Genomic DNA, 20342 nt, shown 5'->3' with positions numbered 1-20342 from the left:
TCAGTGCCCACCTCCGTGTGCGGCGCCGGGCGCCCGGACTTTCCCGGCTTTGATCAGCTCGTCCCATTCTTTCTGGATTTCCTTCTCCGCGGGCGTCGGAATGAAGCTGGCGGGTCCGAAGATTTTCGACGGTTCTTCCGGGGACTCGGTGGTCGGCAGCCCGCCCGCTCGGATTGCCTTGGCACATACGATGATCCCGGCGATGACCACGACGATCACCAGTGACGCGAAGATGATCGACAACGTGCCCTGGATGAAGGTGTTGCGAATGACGGCATCGATGGCCTCCGGAGTCTTCGCGGAACCGTGCGCCGTCTCGCCGGCAGCCTTCGCGTCCTTGAACACGTTGTGCTGAGCCCAGTACCCGATCGCGGGGTTGTCGGAGAAGATCTTCTGGTACGACGCGGTCATGGTTACGACCAGGTCCCACACCAGCGGGACGCCGGGAATCCAGGCCCATTTGAACAGGCCCTTCTTCATGACGATCGTCATGACCACCGTCAGCGCGATCGCGGCGAGTAGCTGGTTGGCGATGCCGAAGAGCGGGAAGAGTGTGTTGATTCCGCCCAGCGGATCGGTGACACCCATGAGCAGAATCGCGCCCCAGGCAGCGACGACGATCAGCGAGCACAGCCACGCGCCGATGCGCCACGACGGGTCCTTGAACTTCTTTGCCGGACCGCCGAAGTTGCCGAGCGAGTCGGAGAGCATGAATCGAGCGACGCGGGTGCCGGCATCGATCGTGGTGAGGATGAAGAGCGCCTCGAACATGATCGCGAAGTGGTACCAGAACGATTTCAGCGAGTCGCCGCCGAAGACGTCGCTGAGCACTTCGGACATTCCGAACGCGAGCGTCGGGGCGCCGCCGGTTCGCGAGATGATCGATTCTTCGCCGACGGCCTCGGCTGCCTGAGTCAGCACGTCCGGTGTGATGGGGGCAGTGCCGAGGGGCAGATTGTTGACGTATTCGGCTGCGGTTTCCGGTGTTCCACCGGTCAGTGCCGCGGGAGCGTTGAGTGCGAAGTACAGGTGCTGATCGAGGATGCAGGCGGTGACCAGAGCCATGATCGCGACAAACGATTCGGTCAGCATGCCGCCGTACCCGATCATCTTGGTCTGGCTTTCCTTCTCGAGCAGCTTCGGCGTCGTACCGGACGCGATCAGTGCGTGGAAGCCCGAGAGCGCGCCACAGGCAATGGTGATGAACAGGAACGGGAACAGTGAACCGGCAAAGGCCGGGCCTTCGCCGTTGGAGGCGAACGGTGTCACTGCCGGCATGTTCAGCGCGGGTCGTGCGACCAGAATTCCGATGGCCAGCAGCGCGATGGTGCCGACCTTCATGAACGTCGACAAGTAGTCGCGCGGTGCCAGGAGCAGCCAGACCGGCAGCACCGATGCGGCGAATCCGTACGCGATCATCAGCCACGCGATGGTGACCTTCGAGAGTGTGAACCAGTCTGCGCCCCAACCGGTATCGGCAACCCATCCGCCGGAGACGATGGCAAGGAGAAGCAGGACGACGCCGATCAAGGAGACCTCGGAAACCTTGCCCGGCCGCAGATACCGCAGGTACACGCCCATGAACAGCGCGATGGGGATGGTCATCGCGATCGAGAACACTCCCCACGGGGACTCGGCGAGCGCATTGACGACCACAAGTCCGAGCACCGCGATGAGGATGATCATGATGACGAACACGCCGATCAGTGCGGCGACGCCGCCGACAAGGCCGAGTTCTTCGCGGGCCATCTGACCGAGGCTGCGCCCGCGGCGCTTCGACGAGATCCACAGGACCATGAAGTCCTGCACCGCCCCGGCGAACACGACGCCGACGATGATCCAGATCGTTCCCGGAAGATATCCCATCTGCGCGGCCAACACGGGTCCGACCAGGGGGCCGGCACCGGCAATTGCCGCGAAGTGGTGACCGAACAGCACCCGACGGTCGGTCGGCATGTAGTCGGCGCCGTTCTCCATGATCTCGGCGGGAGTGGCGACGTCGTCGCGAGGCTTGACGATCTTGCGTTCGATCAACCGCGCATAGAAGCGGTAGGCGATCAGATAGGTACAGATTGCGGCCAACACGAACCACACAGCGCTGATGTGTTCACCGCGGACGATCGCAATCACGTACCAGGCGCCCGCGCCGACCAGTCCGAGAACAAGGAAGACGACGCGCGCAGTCGTGGAGATGGGTGTTTTGTCGATGACGCCGACAGGTGGCAGGTCAGGATCGGTTTTCAGGTACTCGACATTTGGTTCCGGCGCAGTCGTCAAGCTCATCGTCGAACTCCGTCCACTAGTGCACGTGTGGCCGCCGTCACAGCGGGCCATCTGTCACTGTAGGACCAGAAGGGTGAATCCGCGCGATCTGAAACGCGGGAGTCGACCGACGTCAGAATCGGTGAGCGTCGGCGTCGATCCAATCGGTGAGCCAGCTCTGCGGCGGGGAGTCGAGCAGTTCGCCCGGCATCAGCCAGTCGAACAGGTCGGCATAGGTGCGAGTGGTGAGACCGTCGACGCGGCGGTTGAGCATTCCCGGTTGCAGTTGGTCGAAGGAATCGATGCCCATCGACGCGATCATCTGTTGTGCGCTGGCGACAGTTGCCTTCTGGAAGCGGTAGACGCGCTCGCTCTTGTCGGGGATGTCGAGTGCGCGGGTGCGTGCCGGATCCTGAGTGGCAACGCCGACCGGGCAGCGGTTGGTGTGGCACATCTGGGCCTGAATACAGCCCACTGCGAACATCATTGCGCGGGCCGCCATCGTGAAGTCTGCGCCCTGGATGATGCGTTTGACGATGTCGGAACCGCTCGCCACCTTTCCGGAAGCGCCGACTTTCACGAGAGGGCGCAAACCAGTTCCCACCAGAGCGTTGTGCACCAGCATCAGGCCCTCGGTCAACGGCATGCCCATGTGGTCCTCGAACTCCACCGGACCTGCGCCGGTGCCGCCTTCGGAACCGTCCACGATGATGAAGTCGGGCGTGATGCCGCGTTCGATCATCGCCTTGCAGATTCCGAGGAATTCACGACGCGAGCCGACACACAGTTTCATCCCGACCGGCTTGCCTCCCGAAAGTTTTCGCAGGGTCGCGATGAAATCGACCAGTTCGACCGGGGTGCTGAACGCGGTGTGCGCGGGTGGCGAAATCACAGTCTGGCCGACGGGTACCCCGCGGGTTTCGGCGATTTCGGGGGAGACCTTGACTCCGGGAAGCACGCCACCCAACCCGGGTTTCGCACCTTGCGAGAGCTTGATCGAAATGGCCTTCACCTGATCGAGTCCGGCACGCTCGGCAAAACGGTCAGGATCGAATCGGCCGTCCTCGGTTCGGCATCCGAAGTATCCCGAGGCGATTTCCCAGATCAGATCGCCGCCGTGTTTGCGGTGATACGGACTGATCGCGCCTTCGCCGGTGTCGTGGGCGAAGCCGCCTTTGGCGGCGCCGGCGTTGAGGGCTTCGATTGCGTTGGCGGACAACGACCCGAAGCTCATCGCGGAGACGTTCAGGAGAGCGATGTCGTACGGCTTCGTGCAATCGCGTCCGCCGAGGCGAACTCGGGGAACGGTGTCGGGGGCGGTCCGTGCGCGAATCGAATGCGTCATGAACTCGTAGCCGATCGCATTGACGTCGCGCTCGGTCCCGAAGGGCTCTTCCGCCAGTGTTCCCTTTGCCCGCTCGTAAACCAGATCTCGCGTTTCGCGATCGAATGGCATTCCATCGGTGGATGATTCGACGAAGTACTGCTGAATCTCCGGTCGAATCTTCTCGAGGAGGAATCGCGCGTGCCCCAGGACCGGATAGTTACGGAGGATGCTGTGGGACTTCTGAGTGAGGTCGTAGGTGCCCATGGCCGCCAGCGCGAGTGTGACGACAGCGATCACCCACCATCCGGGCGAGGCGACAATTGCGAGCGCGGCGGTGCCGAGACCCACTATCCATATCAAGAGCACGATCAGCATCCGAGTCACCTCGAGAGCGTAGGCGCTCACTGTGACACGGCAGCGGTAAGTCTCCACTAGGTTCTGCGATAGAGAACCGAATCCGACTCTTTGGGGGAATGATGACCGAACCGCAATATCCGACCGACCCGCAGGATCCGAAGGAGCAACAGTATCCGAAGGAGCAGCAGTATCCGGCAGGCCAGCAGTATTCAGCCGGTCAGCAATATTCAGCAGGCCAGGAATATCCGACGGGTCAGCAGTACCCAACCGACCCGCAGTACTCAGCCGGACAGCAGTATCCGACCGGTCAGCAGTACAGCGCAGCCCAGCAGTACAGCGCTGCTCCCACGTACGCGGCGCCTCAGTACGGTCCGCCGAAGTCCAACGCGGGATGGGCCGTCGCGTCGATCATCTTCTTCTGGCCTATCGCGTTCGCCGCGTTCAATCATCTCCACGACATCTACCCGAAGTGGGCGATGGGCGATCAACAGGGCGCGCAGTACGCGTCCGAGCGGGTGAAGAAGCTCGGTCAGATCTCGCTCCTCATAGCCGTGATCTGCTGGGTGCTGTTCATCGCGTTCTACGTCATCTTCCTGGTTGCGATCGTGTCGTCCGTCGATTCGTATACCTACAACTGATCACCTGCCGCGACGTGACGGTGGGGCGAGTACCCGTCACGTCGCTGCGAGGCCGTAGAATCCACAGACCGTGAGCCTTACCCTCGGAATCGTCGGACTGCCCAACGTCGGCAAGTCCACCCTTTTCAATGCACTGACCAACAACGACGTGTTGGCAGCGAACTACCCGTTCGCGACCATCGAACCCAACGTCGGTCTGGTCGAGCTGCCCGATCCGCGGCTGCAGAAGCTCGCCGAGATCTTCGGCTCCGAGCGCATCCTCCCCGCGACCGTGTCGTTCGTCGACATTGCCGGCATCGTCAAGGGAGCGTCCGAGGGCGCAGGCCTGGGTAATAAGTTCCTGGCCAACATCCGTGAAGCGGACGCCATCTGCCAGGTAGTTCGCGTCTTCGCCGACGACGACGTCATCCACGTCGACGGCAAGGTCGACCCGGCCTCGGACATCGAGGTCATCGAGACCGAGCTCGTGATCGCCGACATGCAGACTCTCGAGAAGGCTCTCCCGCGTCTGGACAAGGAAGCTCGCAAGAACAAGGAGCTCAAGCCGGCCCACGACGAGGCGCTCAAGGCTCAGGCATTCCTCAACGAGGGCACGACGCTGTTCAGCGTCAAGGACAAGCTCGACTTCTCGTTGCTTCGTGAGCTGAGCCTGCTCACCACCAAGCCCTTCCTGTACGTCTTCAACGCCGACGAGTCTGTGCTCACCGACGCAGCGAAGATTGCGGAATTGCGCGCATCCGTCGCACCGGCCGACGCCGTGTTCCTCGACGCGAAGGTCGAGCAGGAACTGCTCGAGCTGGACGAGGAAGATCGCCAGGAAATGCTCGACTCGATCGGTCAGACCGAGCCCGGCCTGCACGCGCTTGCACGCACCGGCTTCCACACCCTCGGACTGCAGACTTACCTGACGGCTGGTCCGAAGGAAGCTCGCGCCTGGACCATCCACAAGGGTGACACCGCTCCCCAGGCTGCCGGCGTCATTCACACCGACTTCGAGCGCGGCTTCATCAAGGCTGAAATCGTGTCCTTCGACGACCTCGTCGAGGCGGGTTCCATGGCCGCAGCCAAGGCTGCCGGCAAGGTCCGCATGGAGGGCAAGGAATACGTCATGGCCGACGGCGATGTGGTGGAGTTCCGCTTCAACGTCTAAATCAACGGCTCCTGGTCGTCACCCCACGGGCATCTCGCTGAGCGTCCGACGGGTGACGAACCGCCGCGCTCTCCCCGACAACGGATCGGTGAATTCGAGTTCCCTCGCGAGCAATTGGAGTGGGAGAGAATGATCGTCCGGGGCGTCGGGAAGCAGGTCGGGGTATCGCCGGTCGCCCAGGATCCCGGCGCCGAGAGCTGCCAGATGCACCCGCAACTGGTGCATCCGTCCGGAGCGCGGACGTAGAACCGTGTGCAGCACAGCACGTCCGGAGGCGCTCACGCCCGTCCCTCGTGCCTCGATCATGGTCTCGGAGTTGGGTTCACGGCTGTCGTCGACGACGACTCGCAACTCGCCGCGTCGGGCTTCGATGTGGTTGCGGTAAACGAGAGGGACGTCGAGCGCTGGTGCGTCCTGGCCCCACCGGGGCGGTCGCGCCGACACCGCCTCGTAGACCTTCGTGACCTGCCGCTTCTCGAACAGCGACTGGTACGCGCCGCGCGTCGCGGGGTGGGCCGAGAACATCACCACCCCTGCGGTGCCGCGGTCGAGTCTATGGATCGGGGTCAGATCTGGGTTGTCGAGACGGACCCGCAGTCGGACGAGCGCCGACTCACGCAGGTATCGCCCGCTCGGAGTGGTCGGGAGAAAATGTGGCTTGTCGATGACGACGAGATCGTCGTCGGTGTGCAGGATCTCCTCGTGGAACGGCACCGGGTCCTCCGCCGGCAACTCACGGTAGTACCAGACGAACCGGTGCGCGCTGAGTTCTGTGTTCAGGCAGATCGAGTGGCCGTCGGTATCTACGAACTCGCCGTCGTCGAACCGCCGATACAGGTTCTCGGCGTCCAGATGGTCGAACTTGGCTACGACGTACTCGGCGATCGTCGCCCACGGCCCAGAGAGCGGGATGCGTAGGCGCGTCGGGCCAACCCCGTTCTTGACGGGCAGCGGTGGGGACATGGACACGCAGGTCATCATCCCATCGACTACTGGTCAGCGGTGATTCGGTGTGGCCTCCGACGGGGACGTCCCCGCGGGGACGCGGAAACCGAACTCACAGCGGTGGTCGGTGTAGATCGTCTACTCGAAAATCAGTAGCGCGGACGAGATGCGGGCCCGTATGGTTCGGCAGAGAAAGATCGCAGTCGAAAAGCACTGCGGGCCATACCTTCTGTAGCTCAATTGGTGAGAGCACCCGACTGTGACTCGGGCGACGGCGGATCGTAACCGCCCAGAGGGACCAGCTCAGATACGGTTGAGGTCGGGCCTCTAGGCGCAGAGGCCGGCGGCCCTTTGCCTGCACAGTTGTCGAACGAGCCTGAGCCGGTATTCCCTGAATCGCCGGACCGCATTCCAGTCACCCGCCATTTCCGCGTCGGCAAGTAGGTATTCGCAGTTGTCCAACTGATCCTTCAAAGACATCATCAGAATTCACCTCCGATCACCCGAGCAAGTACCTGTCCAGGATGCGGCCGACGGGACCCCGGGGACATCGGCCGTAGTACCTGTTCAGGTACCTGCTTCGGTGCGCGGTGGAGGCTACTTCTTGACCGCAGGTGCAGGTAGTGGCATGCCTCGCTCGGCCAGAACGGCTCGGAGACGATCGGGGTAGTCGGTGATGATCCCGTCGACACCGAGGTCGATCAGGGCGTGCATGGTGGCGGGATCATCGACGGTCCACGGGATGACCTTCATGCCACGCGCATGTGCGCTCGCGATCATGTCGGCTGTCGGATAGAGGGTGAAACCGGGATCCCCGACCTTTCCGCCCTGCGGAGTTCCTTGGACGGGGGAGTAGGCGGAGGCACCAAAGGTTGCTACCGCCGCGATGCCGTCGCCACCGAAATCATCGATGTCCAGACCGCCGAGCCACGGTGACGCTCCGTCCTTGCCTACCTGGAGAAAGTCGCCGTTTGTGAGCGCAACGACGGGGACACTCGGCGCGAGTTGACGGGTGAGCATGAGCGAGCCCCAGTCGAAGCTCTGAATGGTGACGCTGTCCAACAATCCGGCTGCCCGGATCGTATCGAGGACTACAGAGACGAACTGCTCACGCGGGGCGGTCTCGTGAGGCGCTCCCGCTTCCACCTTGGTCTCGATGTTGAGCTTGATTCCGGGTGCGTTGTACGACTTCACCAGGGCAAGCACTTCTTCGAGCGTCTGCATTTTCGCTCCCGGAACATTCTGCTGTTCAGGGTATCCGGCAAGGGGGAGAGTGCCGCAGTCCATGGTCTTGATCTGCTGCAGGCTCAGCGTGTTGACGAATTTGCCGACGTACGGGAACTCCGGGTCACCCGCAGTTGCGGGCTCGGTGTCGAGGCATTTCTTGTTCGAGATCTTACGATCGTGCGTGACGACAGCGATCCCGTCCTCGGTGATCTGGGTATCGAGTTCCAGTGTGCTGACGCCCATTTCGAGGGCATTCGCGAACGCGGCCAGGCTGCTTTCCGTGTACAGGCCGAGCCCGCCGCGGTGGGCTTGGACGTCGAACGTCGAAACCGGCTGGGGTGCTGAACTACCGAACGAACCGGACCAGTCGAGACTGCCGGTTGGCGATGCGCCGGCCGGGGCCGCCAGGGCGGTGAGGGGGAGTGCGACGGTCACGGCGGCACACGACAATATTCTGCTCAGTTGCATGAAAGGAACGTAGAGGCGTCGAATGGCTCCCCGGGGTTCGTTAGGTAAACTAACGGTAAAGGTCAGGCCGCGTGAATGCGCTGCCCGACGCCGCTCGCGTGGACCTTCATCCACGACGCCAGAAGCTCACACCCGGTCAGTCCGCTCTCGTCGAGAGGTTCGATCGCGTAGCTGATGTGTCTACCGCCGCGAGGGTTCTTGAGCTGAAATCGGTTCAGGTTCAACTTCGTCGGCAGGTAACCAAGTACTTCGAGGAACGCGGTGCGAATACGTCGTAGATCGGTACGCCACTGTTTCGGACTGAAACGAGTCTTCTGCGCATTCTGGAAAGCATTGCTACGAAGTAGTTCCCAGACCTTTCCTGCCCACACGCGTGCCTGCGAGAAGGACATCCAGCGCGTCAAGTCTGCGATGTCGCGAATGTAGCTGTCGTCGCTGGCATTACAGATCATGTCCTGCGGGTGCCCGATCCACTTGACCGGAATCCACGGCTGGATCTCGGGTCCGTCGCCGGCAACTCCGTGTCCCTCACAACCTTCGATCACGCCTGCCGGTTGTTGAGGATCGGAGATCAGTCCGACTCCGATGATGTTGGCGCGGTTCAGCGTCGGAAGAGCCGAGCGGATCACGGTGCATCCCTGTGAGTATCCGATCAGCATGACCGGGCCGTCTGTCTGTGCGATTTCGGCGGTGAGGGCCTTCACACCCATCGCGGTGCTGTGCCGAAAGCTCAGGCCACCGTCGGCGACCGGACCGTACGATGCGGGATAAGCGACCCAGCGAGAATCGAATCGACTGTCGAGTTCGTCGGTGACGGCACTGAGGAGTCCGCGCACACGGGCGCCGTGGTCGCCGACGTGGGATTCGCCGGTGCCGCCAACTGCAAGAACGGTTACCTCAGCCATGTCAGCGATCATCCACGTCGATTCTGAGAGGTCTGCATCCAAACCCTGAGAAGAGACTGGCAATCCGTTGTACTGCGAAATCGTTATCGAGCGAGCACCATTTACCCATGATGACGCCGAATCGTTCATCCAGACGAAAAGTGTCCGTTGTCGGTGCGGGAAGCGTCGGCACCGCAATTGCGTATGCGTGCCTGATACGCGGATCGGCCGACGCGCTCGCCCTCTACGACACCAACAGCGCAAAGGTCCGGGCCGAAGTTCTCGATCTCAACCACGGCACCCAGTTCACACCGCCGTGCACTGTCGACGGAGGCGATGACATCTCGGTCACCGCGGGATCCGACTTGGTCGTCGTCACCGCGGGCGCCAAACAGCATCCCGGTCAGTCGCGGCTCGAACTTGCCGCGGTGAACGTCAAGATCGCGCAGACACTGACCGAACAACTGTTGGCGGTGTCACCGGACGCGGTCCTTCTCCTCGTCACCAACCCGGTCGACGTGGCGACCTACGCAGCGATCCAGGCTGCGGGACCGTCGTACCGCGGGCGAATTTTCGGATCTGGGACCGTGCTGGACACGGCCCGATTGCGATTCCTGCTGGCTACCGAACTCGGAGTCGCGGTGGAGAACGTTCATGCCTTCATCGTGGGCGAGCATGGGGATTCCGAGATTCCGCTCTGGTCGAGCGCAACCATCGGCGGAGTGCCGGCAACCTCGTTCGTGGGACCGTCGGGTGGCGTCCTCGGCCCCGACCTACGCGCGAAAGTAGCGAAGTCTGTAGTCGAGAGTGCTTACGAGATCATCGAGGGTAAGGGTGCGACCAACCTCGCCATCGGATTGTCGAGCGCATTCATCGCGGAAGTCGTGTTGCGGGACGAACAACGGGTTCTGCCGGTGTCGACTTTGCAGAGCGGCGTCCACGGACTCGAGCACGTTTGCCTGTCCCTTCCCACGATGGTTGGTCGTGCTGGTGCCGGCCGAGTCCTCGAAGTGCCGCTATCGAAAATGGAGGCTTCGGGGCTCCGATCTTCTGCCCGGACATTGCGAGAGGTGCAGGAATCTCTGGGATTGTGAATATCTGTTCTCCTTGATATCCGACATATAGGATCAACAAATGATCAGCTTCCTGATTCGCGCCGCGATCTTCCTGGGTTCTGCCGCTGTCGGGCTTCTAGTTGCGTCGTTGATTCTTTCGGGCTTCTCGGCGCCCACATCCGGATTCATCGTTGCGGTCGTGATCTTTGCGATTGCGCAGTCGGTCCTGGCGCCGTTCATCGCCACGGTGGCAAAGCGCCATGCACCGGCATTTCTCGGCGGAATCGGATTGGTGTCGACATTTGTCGCGCTGTTGGTGGCGTCGCTCTTCTCCAATCTGTCGATCTCCGGTGTCTCGACGTGGATTCTGGGAACCGTCGTCGTGTGGCTGGTAACCGCCGTTGCGACGTTGGTTCTTCCGTTGTTGTTCGTGCGTAAGAAAGTTCAGGAGAAGAAGGCACAGTGACGCGCCCGAACATCGGTATGGACTACACAGTCCTGGACTGCCCGGATCCGGCCGCATTGGCCAGCTTCTACGTCCAGGTCCTCGAGTGGAAAAGTGTTCGCGACGAGGATGATTGGCACGTGATCGAAGGACCCGGCGGGGAGCGGCTCGCGTTTCAGCTCGCTCCGGATTTCGTTCCGGTGGACTGGCCGACCTCCGGTGTCGGGATCCATCTGGATCTGTTCGTGGATTCTCTCGACCCCGCCGAGGCTTGGGTGACGAACCTTGGAGCGCAGCGGGTGACCGACATTCCGGAGCATCAGACTTTCCGCGTGTACCGCGACCCGGTCGGTCACTATTTCTGCCTGTGCCTGCGGGACTGAATGTCGACTCGCTCCGATCTCGTCGACCGTGGATAATTCCGAACACTTGTCACGCCCGAGAATTGGAGATCGACGATGGCTTCGCAGAATTCCAACGAATTCCTGGTAGAACGTACGAAGATCGTCAAGGCAGAAGCACCGGTCGTCTTCGCGTTGATCAACGATTTCCATCAGTGGACTCAGTGGTCGCCGTGGGAAGGTCTCGACCCGGCGATGCAGCGGACGTACGCGGGGCCTGACGCGGGCGTCGGGGCTTCGTACGCCTGGGCGGGAAACAAGAAGGCGGGCTCCGGTTCGATGGTGATCACCGAATCCGTCCCGAATGAACGAGTAGTTTTGGACCTGGCCTTCCTCAAGCCGTTCAAGGCGCAGAACGTCACCACGTTTCTCATCTCGCCGAATTCCGGTGAAGTTCAGGTGACGTGGAAGATGACCGGAAAGAAGAATCTGTTCTTCAAGATCTTTGGTTTCATCTTCAGCATGGACAAGCTTGTCGGAAAGGATTTCGAGAAGGGCCTGTCCCAGCTGAAAGCTGCTGCAGAAAAGAGCTGACAAGCCGGTGGTACCGTCTCCCGGTGTTACGGATGACGCCCACCGATGCCCAAACCTTCTGGATTTCGGAGAAGATCCCGAACGATCAGCTGCTGCTCTACTGTTTCGACGGGCAGAGCCAGCACATGGACGAGCTACGACGCTCGGTGGTGGAAAGAGCGTCGCTCATTCCGGATCTCAATGTTCGGATTCGTGAATCACCGTGGCACCTCGACTATCCGGTGTGGGAGCCCATGCCGGTCGACGCCTCCTTGGCGAGAGTGCATGAGCTGCCCGAAAACTCGTGGCTCTCGTGCATTCACGGAATCGAGAAACTACTCGAGAACCACGTCGACCCGCGCGAGTCCCCGTGGACGCTGCACCTGTTTCACGGCGTCACCGGCGTCCCGCGCTGCAGTGGCCCGGCGCTCATCGCAGTTCTGCAGGTCGCTCATTCTCTGGCGGACGGCAAACGCGCGTCGGCGATTGCTCGCCAGCTGTTCTCGCCGCAACCGCCCGCGAAGCAGAAGACGGACGTGCGGCGTAGCGGAACAGCCGAGATTCTGGGCCGCGCCGCCCTGCGCCTTCCGGGTCAACTCGTTTCGCTGTTCCGCGACGGCCGGGCGGGGCACCGAGCACAGTTACAGCTCCAGGCGGACACCGAATCGGGAGTTGTTGCGCCGCAGGCGGCGAGCCGTCCGAAGGTGCGCTCGAACATCCCTCCCGGACCGCACCGACTGGTGCGCATGGTCGTGCGGGACAGCGCAGATTTCCGTGGCGACGGCGTATCCGTCACAGTCGGAGCGATGACAGCCATCTCGGTAGCGATGGCGAACTACCTCACCGAGCGAGACGGCTCGGTACCGCCCGAATTGGGAGCTGAGGTGACCATCGCCAAGGCAGGTACACCCACGGCGCGCAATCACTTCCGCAATGCAGGTGTCGGACTGTTCCCGGAAGTCGATGATCTTCGTGAGCGAGCCCAACTGATCAAGGAGTCGATGGACGAGCGTCGCGCACGTGCGTCCCATCCATCCAGCGCAGCGTCGGATCTCGCGCTGAACGCTGTTCCCGGCCCGCTGGTCCGTTGGGGCGTGCAGCAATACGATTTCACGGCAGTACCCGACGAGGTCACTGGAAACACCGTGGTGTCGAGTGTCGCGCGCGGTGACGCGGATCTGGTGCTCGGAGGCGGCGTCGTTCGGTTCACAGCGGGCTTCCCGAGTTTGTCGCCGGTCATGTCGTTGACCCACGGCGTACACGGGATCGGGGACACGGTGACGATCAGCATCACCAGCAGTCCGGCCTCGATTCCGGACATCGATGTGTACGAGCAGATGATGCACGACGCGATCGACGAGGTGCGCGAGGCGCTGTCGTGACGGCCTGATGTACTGGCTGCATGGGATTCACGCGCGCCGAACTGGAATCGTTCCGAGACGCCGAGATCGAGGATCTGATCGGGCCGGATTGTCGGCTGTTGTTCGTCGGTATCAATCCGGGACTGTGGACGGCGGCGACCGGCGCGCATTTCGCCAGGCCGGGTAATCGGTTCTATCCGGCACTGCTGAGGGCAGGCATAATCAAGCATGCGATCGATCCTTCCGCGGGTATGTCGGACGCTGACACACAGCATCTGATCGATCGGGGAGTGGGGATCACCAATTTGGCGGTGCGGGCAACTGCGCGCGCCGATGAATTGACGTCGGAGGAACTCGCAACTGGCGGAGTTCGGGTCCGAAACATCGTGCGCGCAACCAATCCAGTAGTCGTTGCCTTCGCCGGGATCACCGCCTATCGAACAGCTTTCGGTGACAAGAAGGCGAAGGCCGGGCGTCAGGACCGTGATTTCGAGGGGGCAAAACTGTGGATCGTGCCCAATCCCAGTGGTCTCAACGCACACGAGACGGTGGACACCTTGGCAGCGAAATATCGTTCCGCCGCATCCGAAGCCGGAATTCTCTGAGAGAAGTCGCAGTTCCGTTCGGCCAGAACAAGGTACAAGTTAAAGTGCTTGTATGTCTGTTCTATACAACGTCTTTGTAGTGATTCACCTACTCGGCATGGCTGCCCTGGTCGGTAGCTACTTCACCGTCCTCAAGGCTCCTTCGATCACCGAGGTCATGGTGTGGGGTGCCAGGATGCAGTTCGTGTCCGGCCTGATCATCGTCGGGTTGGGCGAAGGCGCCCTGGACAAGAACTACATTCACGCGAAGATCGCTGTGAAGCTGGTGCTTTCGCTGGTCATCGTGGCGCTTGCCGAGATCACCCGGGCGAAGCAGAAGAAGGGCCAGCCCAATCCGAATCTGGTACACGTCGTCGGCGGGTTGTCGATCGTGACCGTCTTCGTGGCCGCGCTCTGGACCTGACAAAGACACAAAAGAGCCCCGGCGATCGAAACTCGCCGGGGCTCTTTGCTGTTGACGTGTCTACAGGCCTGGACGCTTACCGATCGTCAGGGTCACTTCACCGGTGTGCGCAAAGAAGTCGTTGCCCTTGTCGTCGACGACGATGAACGCGGGGAAGTCCTCGACGTCGATCTTCCAGACGGCTTCCATCCCGAGTTCGGCGTACTCGAGGATGTCGACCTTCTTGATGCAGTCGAGCGCCAGGCGAGCGGCCGGTCCACCGATGGATCCGAGGTAGAAACCGCCGTGCGAGTTGCAGGCGTCGGTGACCTGCTTGGAGCGGTTTCCCTTGGCGAGCATGATCATCGAGCCACCGGCGGCCTGGAACTGCTCGACGTACGAGTCCATACGGCCGGCCGTGGTCGGGCCGAACGAACCGGATGCCATACCGTCGGGCGTCTTGGCGGGGCCGGCGTAGTACACCGGGTGATCCTTGAGGTACTGCGGCATCTCTTCGCCTGCGTCGAGGCGTTCCTTGATCTTGGCGTGCGCGATGTCGCGTGCCACGACGAGCGGACCGGTCAAGGAGAGACGAGTCTTCACCGGGTGCTTGGAGAGCTCGGCGAGGATCTCCGACATCGGCTTGGTCAGATCGATCTTGACCGCAGCGCCCTTGCCGGTACCCGAAATGCCATCCGTCTCTTCGTCGAGCTGAGCGTCCGTGACCTCGGGCAGGAAACGGCCCGGGTTGAATTCGAGCTGTTCCAGGAACACGCCCTCCGGGGTGATCTTGGCCTTCGCCTGTCGATCTGCCGAGCAGGACACCGCAATGGCGACGGGCAACGAAGCGCCGTGGCGGGGGAGTCGGACGACGCGGACGTCGTGGCAGAAGTACTTACCGCCGAACTGTGCGCCGATACCGATCTTCTGCGTGAGCTCGAAGACCTTCTTCTCGAGCTCGTGATCGCGGAAGCCGCGGCCCGTGATGGCGCCTTCGGCGGGGAGCTCGTCGAGGTAGTGCGCGGACGCGTACTTGGCCGTCTTCATCGCGAACTCGGCCGAAGTACCGCCGACGACGATTGCAAGGTGGTAGGGCGGGCAGGCTGCGGTGCCGAGTGAGCGGATCTTCGCCTCGAGGAACTGCATCATCGAGTCGGGGTTCAGGATCGCTTTGGTTTCCTGGTACAGGTAGGACTTGTTGGCGCTTCCGCCGCCCTTGGCCATGAAGAGGAACTTGTACGAGTTCTCGTGTCCGGCAGCAGTATCGGCGTACAGCTCGATCTGCGCGGGCAAGTTGTTGCCGGTGTTCTTCTCGTCCCACATCGTGATGGGGGCGTTCTGCGAGTAGCGCAGGTTCAGACGCGTGTAGGCGTCGTAGACACCGCGGGCAATGGACTTCTCGTCGTCGCCGGGGGTGAGCACATGCTGTCCACGCTTGCCCATGACGATGGCGGTTCCGGTGTCCTGGCACATCGGCAGAACCCCGGCAGCGGCGATATTGGCGTTCTTGAGCAGATCGAGCGCGACGAACTTGTCGTTGTTCGACGCTTCGGGATCGTCGAGGATGCTCGCGAGTTGCGTCAGGTGATCCGTGCGCAGGTAATGAGAGATGTCGTGCAGCGCCGTTTCGGTCAGCAAGCGCATCGCTTCCGGCTCGACCTGCAGGAAGGTGCGGCCGTCCGGTCCCTCGACTGTCGACACCCCTTCGGTGGTGAGCAATCGGTACTCGGTGGTGTCATCACCGATCGGCAACAGGTCCTCATAGAGGAAGTCGGCCATCATCTCTCCTGAACAAGGGTGCGTGCGAAGGTCGCATTCAGGTTATCGTTGGGGGTTTCCTTCTCCGAATCGGGGCGGGTGTGAGCTGGAATTATCCGGATGCCACTGGCTCGATCAAGATACTTCGACCAGTTCGGAGAGCTCGACGCCGCGAAATTCGGCAAGTATTTCGGCCTGCTGGGCCATTGCTGCGCGGGCCGATCGTGACCACGTTCCCCACGGGGTGATCGCGACCTTCAGCTTCTTTCCGGATGCTCGTGGTCGCCACAATCCGGTGATCGTGCCACCGACCACCACCGTGCCCGGTCGCCCGAGGGGCGGCCACACCGTCTTCTGGGCGGTCGGATCGGGAACCAGGGTCTCCCGATCCTTGAGCTGTACATACGGATCGAAAGGCCCGAGCAAGCGCGTACTCGAATCGGTGGGGGAGCCGAACAAGTCTTCGCGGTCCTGTTCGAGAATCCACCGCTTCTCGCCGTTCACCTCGATCTCCTCGGCATCGATTGGCCAGTGGGCTTTGACGTCCCTGACCGGAGCATCGAGAAACGACGCGACGTGAGCAGGAGTCGCGGGGCCGTAGAACCGCAGATAACCCCGGATCACGTCGAAGCGGGAATCTGCGTCTGCGCCCGTGGCGCTGAATGGGCGTCGGCGCCAACCCGGAATGCGTTCGAGCACTGGGGGAGATGTGTCCGGCTGTAGCTCGAGGCCTGCCTGGAGTGCCGCGAGCCGGAACGGCATCTCGTACAGATGAGTGGCGTTGCACGGGCGGCAGAATCTCAGATAGGGCTCGGTCACTCGGTTGGTCAACTGCGCGGACATCTCGCCCTTGACGGTTGGTTTCGAGACGATGTCCCGCATCGCAGCAGCAACTGTTTGCAGGGCAGTCAGCGTCGGGATGCCGGCGGCCTTCAGGGGCCGATTCGCGTCGTAAATGCGTTTGGCTGCATCGGCTTCGCTGAACGGCGACGTGGCGGCGGCGACGGCAGGCAGGTCGCCCCGACGGTAATAGTGGGGGGCTCCGCGCAACGTCCAGGCAAGAGCGAGCTCAGTGGCGTCGACGCGGACGCCGCGGATCCGCAGGGCCCAGGCGGCTCCGTCAGGTCCGGTGTTCTGAATCCCGAGATCGAGAATGCTGCAATCGCTGTGATCGGCGTCACCGACAACCGCTCGGTCGAGTTGATGGCGGTGCCACCGGAAATTAGCTACCTGCGTGAGTGAGGTTGCGCTAGACATGATTTCAGTTTACTGGTGGGTAACCGCAGGATTTGGGGCGGTTGATCAATGCGGCGACAGAATTGGTCAAATTCGACCGATTGGCCGGAATTTTTTCAGTAGCAGACCTTATTAGTCGAAATAATGACCCCATTGTCGGAATCCTTTGCCAACTGGTCGTTCGTATGATTACTGTTACCCACGTCACGGATACATTACAGATGTGACGCAGCTGTCACAGCACTGTCGGGTGCTTTTGGCAGCTGACCTCTGACCTCTCAAGGAGATTCACATGGGTTCAATGGAAGGAATTCTCGGCGCTGTTGTTCAGGGCCTGGGATCACTGTTCAGCGCTGACGGTCTGCTCAAGACCTTCATGGGATCGGTAGAGACCATCTCCAAGGACCCCACCCCCTAATTCAGCGCGACATTGCCACGCCCGCTCCGGGTGTAGTTACTTCAATTTCGACAAACTGCAGGAGGAAACTCATGGGATCTCTCGGTGAAGCCATCGGAAGCGTCAACAACCTCGGTCAGCGTCTCGTCGACGCACTGACCACGCTCAGCGGCGGCACGGTTACGCCCAAGTAAGCGTCGTCTGACGAGAAAGGCTCACGCACTCGGTGCGTGAGCCTTTCCGTGTCGACCGGATCGAGTATTTCCGATCACGTCGGGTTTGCCTGTTTCAGGCGGTACCGTTCGAAAGGTTCCGCTGCGGAAGAGAGTGACCCGGATGATCGAGACTCGTGCGTTACGAACGGTTTTCCGTGTCTTCGTGGCGTTGGCCACGGCAGTGTGTGGGTTCCAGCTCCTCACCGCACCAGGTCACGCTCAGTCGGCGGACAGCAGGCTGGTCGACATCTCGGTGCACTCACCGTCGATGGGGCGCGACATTCCGTTGCAGGTCTTGCGGCCGGCTGATACTTCGACGCCTGCTCCGACGCTCTACCTACTCAACGGAGTAGACGGAGGAAAAGACGACGCGACGTGGTCGGTGCGGACCGACGCACCGAAGTTCTTCGCGGACAAGCACGTCAACGTGGTCACCCCTCTCAGTGGAGCATTCAGCTATTACACCGATTGGGAGCGGCCGGACCCCGGCCTCGCGAAATCCGGCAACAACAACGGGGTCAACATGTGGACCACGTTCCTGACGGAAGAACTACCGCCAGTCATTGATTCGACGTTCGGGACGACCGGCGAGAACGCACTGGCAGGCCTGTCGATGGCAGGCACGTCGGTACTGGATCTGGCTATGGCGGCGCCCGCGCTGTACAAGAGTGTCGGGTCCTTCAGCGGGTGCGCGATGACGAGTCCGGGCATCGGGCAGGACTTCGTGAAACTCGTGGTCGCCGTCGGTGGGGGTGACGCGGAAAACATGTGGGGTCCGTACGATGGTCCGGGTTGGCCGGCTCACGATCCGGTTGTCAACGCGGACAAGCTACCTCGAATCCCGATGTACATCACAACCGCAACCGGAATTCCGGGTCCGTACGACAGACTTGCCGATCCGCGGATCGACAACGACGTCACAGATTTGGCGTTGCAGCTTGTTCTCGGTGGCGGAATCGAGGCGGCAACTCACTACTGCACCACCCAGCTTGCGGACAGGACGAACGCATTGGGTATGAACAACATTCGCTACAACTTCAAGCCGGCAGGAACGCATTCATGGGGATACTGGGAAGACGACTTACACGACTCGTGGCCGATGATCGCCGCGTCGCTCGGCGTGTGAGGCCCCAACGAGCAAGTCTTCGAAGCGTCGTTCTCGTAGGCGCGCTCGCCTTGATTTCAGTACTGGCGCCGCCTTCGACCGCGCTCGCCGACGAGACCCCGAAGATAACGAGTGCCACCGAACTGTCTTCGCGCTTGGTTCTTCTCGACGTCGCGAGTCCCGCCATGGGGCGCACCATGGCGGTGAAAGTGCTGCTTCCTGCCGACCGCTCGGAACCGCGCGGGACGCTGTATCTCCTGGACGGCAATTCCGGGCAGATCGAAGAGAACAACTGGTTGGCCCCGGCTAACGGCGATATCGTCCCGTTCTTTGCCGACAAGAATGTGAACGTCGTACTCCCCATCGGTGGAACCGGCACCATGTACACCGATTGGCAGGAAGACCACCCGAAATTCGGTCGTCTGAAGTGGGAGACGTTCCTGACGAAAGAGCTTCCCCCACTGATCGACACGAGGTTCGCCACCAACGGGCACAACGCAATCGGCGGGATCTCGATGGGTGCAGAAGCCGCGCTGATCCTGGCCCAACGCTCGGCCGGGTTGTACGACGTGGTCGCGGGCTACAGCGGCTGCTACACAACCGTCGGAGGATTCGGCAAGGCGTTGACCGATCTTGTGGTGATCAACGGAAATGCCCGTTCGGAGCAGATGTGGGGTCCGGCCGGCAGTGAGGCTTGGCAAGAGCACGACATTTTCGCCAATGCCGACAAGCTGCGCGGCACCAAGGTGTATCTCGCCTCGGGATCGGGACTACCAGGTCCGCACGAAACTCTCGATACTCCTGCCCTGGGCCGGGTACTGGTCGTCGGCGGGGTCATGGAACTGGGATCGAACCTGTGCACCGACCAGATCACTCAGGTGTTGCGTGATCGCGGAGTCGATGTCACCCGCAGCGCTCAGCCGGTGGGGACGCACGGTTGGCCGTACTGGCGCGACGAACTCGTTCGTTCCTGGCCGATGCTCGAATCTGCGTTGTCCGCTTGAGCAGTTCCTGGCGATGAGTTTTCGTTTCGGGTCGGGTCTATAACCCTGTACACCTGTTTCGTAACCTCTCCGACAAGGACAGAACATGCCTTCCATCACTCCCTGTTTGTGGTTCGACAACCAAGCAGAAGAAGCAGCCAACTTCTACATCTCGGTGTTCGGTTCCGGGCAGATACTCGGAATCGAAAGGTACGTCGAGGGATCGCCCTCCGGAATGCCGGCAGGCTCGGTGATGACCGTCAGCTTCGAACTCGGCGGTCAGCGATTCACCGGATTGAACGGCGGGCCGATGTTCACGTTCTCGGAAGCAGTGTCTTTCGAGATTCCGTGCGTCGATCAGGCTGAGGTCGATCACTACTGGTCCAGGCTGACCGAGGGTGGGGAAGAGGGCCCGTGCGGATGGGCCAAGGACAAGTTCGGATTGTCCTGGCAGGTAGTCCCGAATCGCCTTCTCGAACTGATGAAGGATCCGGATCGGGCCAAGGCGCAACGCGCCACGGACGCGATGATGAAGATGAAGAAGATCGACATCGCGGAGCTCGAACGGGCCGCAGACGCGTCCTGAACACGATCTGGCCGATGGGCGACAGCCTTCGTTAGCTGATGC

General features: G+C 61.6%; 20 protein-coding genes and 1 tRNA gene. 14 read left to right on the top strand and 7 right to left on the bottom strand.

Annotated elements, in window-relative coordinates; translation table 11 throughout:
* Nucleotides 1-2283, bottom strand: coding sequence for a carbon starvation CstA family protein (locus GN300_RS01535; protein WP_063316822.1), 2283 nt, complete (start codon nucleotides 2281-2283; stop codon nucleotides 1-3).
* A 112-nt stretch (nucleotides 2284-2395) separates the two neighbouring features.
* Nucleotides 2396-3973, bottom strand: coding sequence for an FMN-binding glutamate synthase family protein (locus GN300_RS01530; RefSeq protein ID WP_042449196.1), 1578 nt, complete (start codon nucleotides 3971-3973; stop codon nucleotides 2396-2398).
* A 92-nt stretch (nucleotides 3974-4065) separates the two neighbouring features.
* Between GN300_RS01530 and GN300_RS01525 the strand changes: the two genes are divergently transcribed.
* A complete protein-coding gene (locus GN300_RS01525; protein ID WP_374229120.1) occupies nucleotides 4066-4584 on the top strand; it encodes a CD225/dispanin family protein in 519 nt (172 codons plus the stop codon).
* 70 nt (nucleotides 4585-4654) lie between these two features.
* Entirely contained in the window at nucleotides 4655-5734 is a 1080-nt protein-coding gene (ychF, locus tag GN300_RS01520; protein ID WP_003945278.1) for a redox-regulated ATPase YchF, read from the top strand.
* A gap of 18 nt (nucleotides 5735-5752) precedes the next feature.
* Here the strand turns inward: ychF and GN300_RS01515 are convergent, their stop codons facing one another.
* Nucleotides 5753-6715, bottom strand: coding sequence for a pseudouridine synthase (locus GN300_RS01515; RefSeq protein ID WP_063316824.1), 963 nt, complete (start codon nucleotides 6713-6715; stop codon nucleotides 5753-5755).
* A 189-nt stretch (nucleotides 6716-6904) separates the two neighbouring features.
* On the opposite strand from GN300_RS01515, the gene GN300_RS01510 reads away from it, so the two are divergent.
* Nucleotides 6905-6980, top strand: a tRNA-His gene (locus GN300_RS01510).
* A gap of 296 nt (nucleotides 6981-7276) precedes the next feature.
* On the opposite strand, the gene GN300_RS01505 is transcribed toward GN300_RS01510, so the two are convergent.
* Both GN300_RS01505 and GN300_RS01500 read right to left on the bottom strand, forming a co-directional pair.
* Complete coding sequence (locus GN300_RS01505) at nucleotides 7277-8374, bottom strand: glycerophosphodiester phosphodiesterase family protein (RefSeq protein ID WP_172827019.1); 1098 nt, start codon at nucleotides 8372-8374, stop codon at nucleotides 7277-7279.
* Between the two features lie 62 nt (nucleotides 8375-8436).
* Entirely contained in the window at nucleotides 8437-9279 is an 843-nt protein-coding gene (locus GN300_RS01500; RefSeq protein ID WP_037126338.1) for a PE-PPE domain-containing protein, read from the bottom strand.
* 107 nt (nucleotides 9280-9386) lie between these two features.
* Here GN300_RS01500 and GN300_RS01495 point away from each other — a divergent pair, with 107 nt between their 5' ends.
* From GN300_RS01495 to GN300_RS01465, 7 genes are all read left to right on the top strand, one after another.
* Nucleotides 9387-10352, top strand: a complete 966-nt coding sequence (locus GN300_RS01495) for an L-lactate dehydrogenase (protein ID WP_063316825.1) — start codon at nucleotides 9387-9389, stop codon at nucleotides 10350-10352.
* 40 nt (nucleotides 10353-10392) lie between these two features.
* Entirely contained in the window at nucleotides 10393-10779 is a 387-nt protein-coding gene (locus GN300_RS01490) for a phage holin family protein (RefSeq protein ID WP_003945275.1), read from the top strand.
* Nucleotides 10776-11141 carry a VOC family protein gene (locus tag GN300_RS01485; RefSeq protein ID WP_042448820.1) on the top strand — a complete coding sequence of 122 codons (366 nt, stop codon included), beginning with the start codon at nucleotides 10776-10778 and terminating at the stop codon, nucleotides 11139-11141. Before GN300_RS01490 ends, GN300_RS01485 begins: the two co-directional genes overlap by 4 nt.
* A 75-nt stretch (nucleotides 11142-11216) precedes the next feature.
* Nucleotides 11217-11693 (top strand): SRPBCC family protein, encoded by a 477-nt coding sequence (locus tag GN300_RS01480; protein WP_030536240.1) that lies wholly within the window; start codon nucleotides 11217-11219, stop codon nucleotides 11691-11693.
* Nucleotides 11694-11725: 32 nt separating this feature from the next.
* Complete coding sequence (locus GN300_RS01475) at nucleotides 11726-13054, top strand: WS/DGAT domain-containing protein (protein WP_063316826.1); 1329 nt, start codon at nucleotides 11726-11728, stop codon at nucleotides 13052-13054.
* Nucleotides 13055-13074: 20 nt separating this feature from the next.
* Nucleotides 13075-13638 carry a mismatch-specific DNA-glycosylase gene (locus GN300_RS01470; protein ID WP_063316827.1) on the top strand — a complete coding sequence of 188 codons (564 nt, stop codon included), beginning with the start codon at nucleotides 13075-13077 and terminating at the stop codon, nucleotides 13636-13638.
* A gap of 52 nt (nucleotides 13639-13690) precedes the next feature.
* Nucleotides 13691-14041 carry a hypothetical protein gene (locus GN300_RS01465; RefSeq protein WP_003945214.1) on the top strand — a complete coding sequence of 117 codons (351 nt, stop codon included), beginning with the start codon at nucleotides 13691-13693 and terminating at the stop codon, nucleotides 14039-14041.
* A gap of 60 nt (nucleotides 14042-14101) precedes the next feature.
* Here GN300_RS01465 and GN300_RS01460 read toward each other — a convergent pair whose 3' ends face one another.
* Both GN300_RS01460 and GN300_RS01455 read right to left on the bottom strand, forming a co-directional pair.
* Entirely contained in the window at nucleotides 14102-15799 is a 1698-nt protein-coding gene (locus GN300_RS01460; protein WP_063316867.1) for a fumarate hydratase, read from the bottom strand.
* Nucleotides 15800-15913: 114 nt separating this feature from the next.
* Complete coding sequence (locus GN300_RS01455; RefSeq protein WP_063316828.1) at nucleotides 15914-17035, bottom strand: winged helix DNA-binding domain-containing protein; 1122 nt, start codon at nucleotides 17033-17035, stop codon at nucleotides 15914-15916.
* 271 nt (nucleotides 17036-17306) lie between these two features.
* Here GN300_RS01455 and GN300_RS29635 point away from each other — a divergent pair, with 271 nt between their 5' ends.
* The 4 genes from GN300_RS29635 to GN300_RS01440 all read left to right on the top strand — a co-directional run bounded on the left by GN300_RS29635 (nucleotide 17307) and on the right by GN300_RS01440 (nucleotide 20300).
* Entirely contained in the window at nucleotides 17307-17432 is a 126-nt protein-coding gene (locus tag GN300_RS29635; protein ID WP_019744544.1) for a hypothetical protein, read from the top strand.
* A 315-nt stretch (nucleotides 17433-17747) separates the two neighbouring features.
* Nucleotides 17748-18752, top strand: coding sequence for an alpha/beta hydrolase family protein (locus GN300_RS01450; RefSeq protein WP_063316829.1), 1005 nt, complete (start codon nucleotides 17748-17750; stop codon nucleotides 18750-18752).
* Nucleotides 18753-18802: 50 nt separating this feature from the next.
* Nucleotides 18803-19735, top strand: coding sequence for an alpha/beta hydrolase family protein (locus GN300_RS01445; protein WP_231915196.1), 933 nt, complete (start codon nucleotides 18803-18805; stop codon nucleotides 19733-19735).
* An 85-nt stretch (nucleotides 19736-19820) separates the two neighbouring features.
* A complete protein-coding gene (locus GN300_RS01440) occupies nucleotides 19821-20300 on the top strand; it encodes a VOC family protein (protein ID WP_007726307.1) in 480 nt (159 codons plus the stop codon).
* Nucleotides 20301-20342: the final 42 nt, after the last annotated feature.

This window comes from Rhodococcus sp. Ni2 (assembly GCF_021352185.1).
GTDB lineage: Bacteria > Actinomycetota > Actinomycetes > Mycobacteriales > Mycobacteriaceae > Rhodococcus_F > Rhodococcus_F qingshengii.
This window is presented reverse-complemented; position numbering and strand designations above follow the sequence as displayed.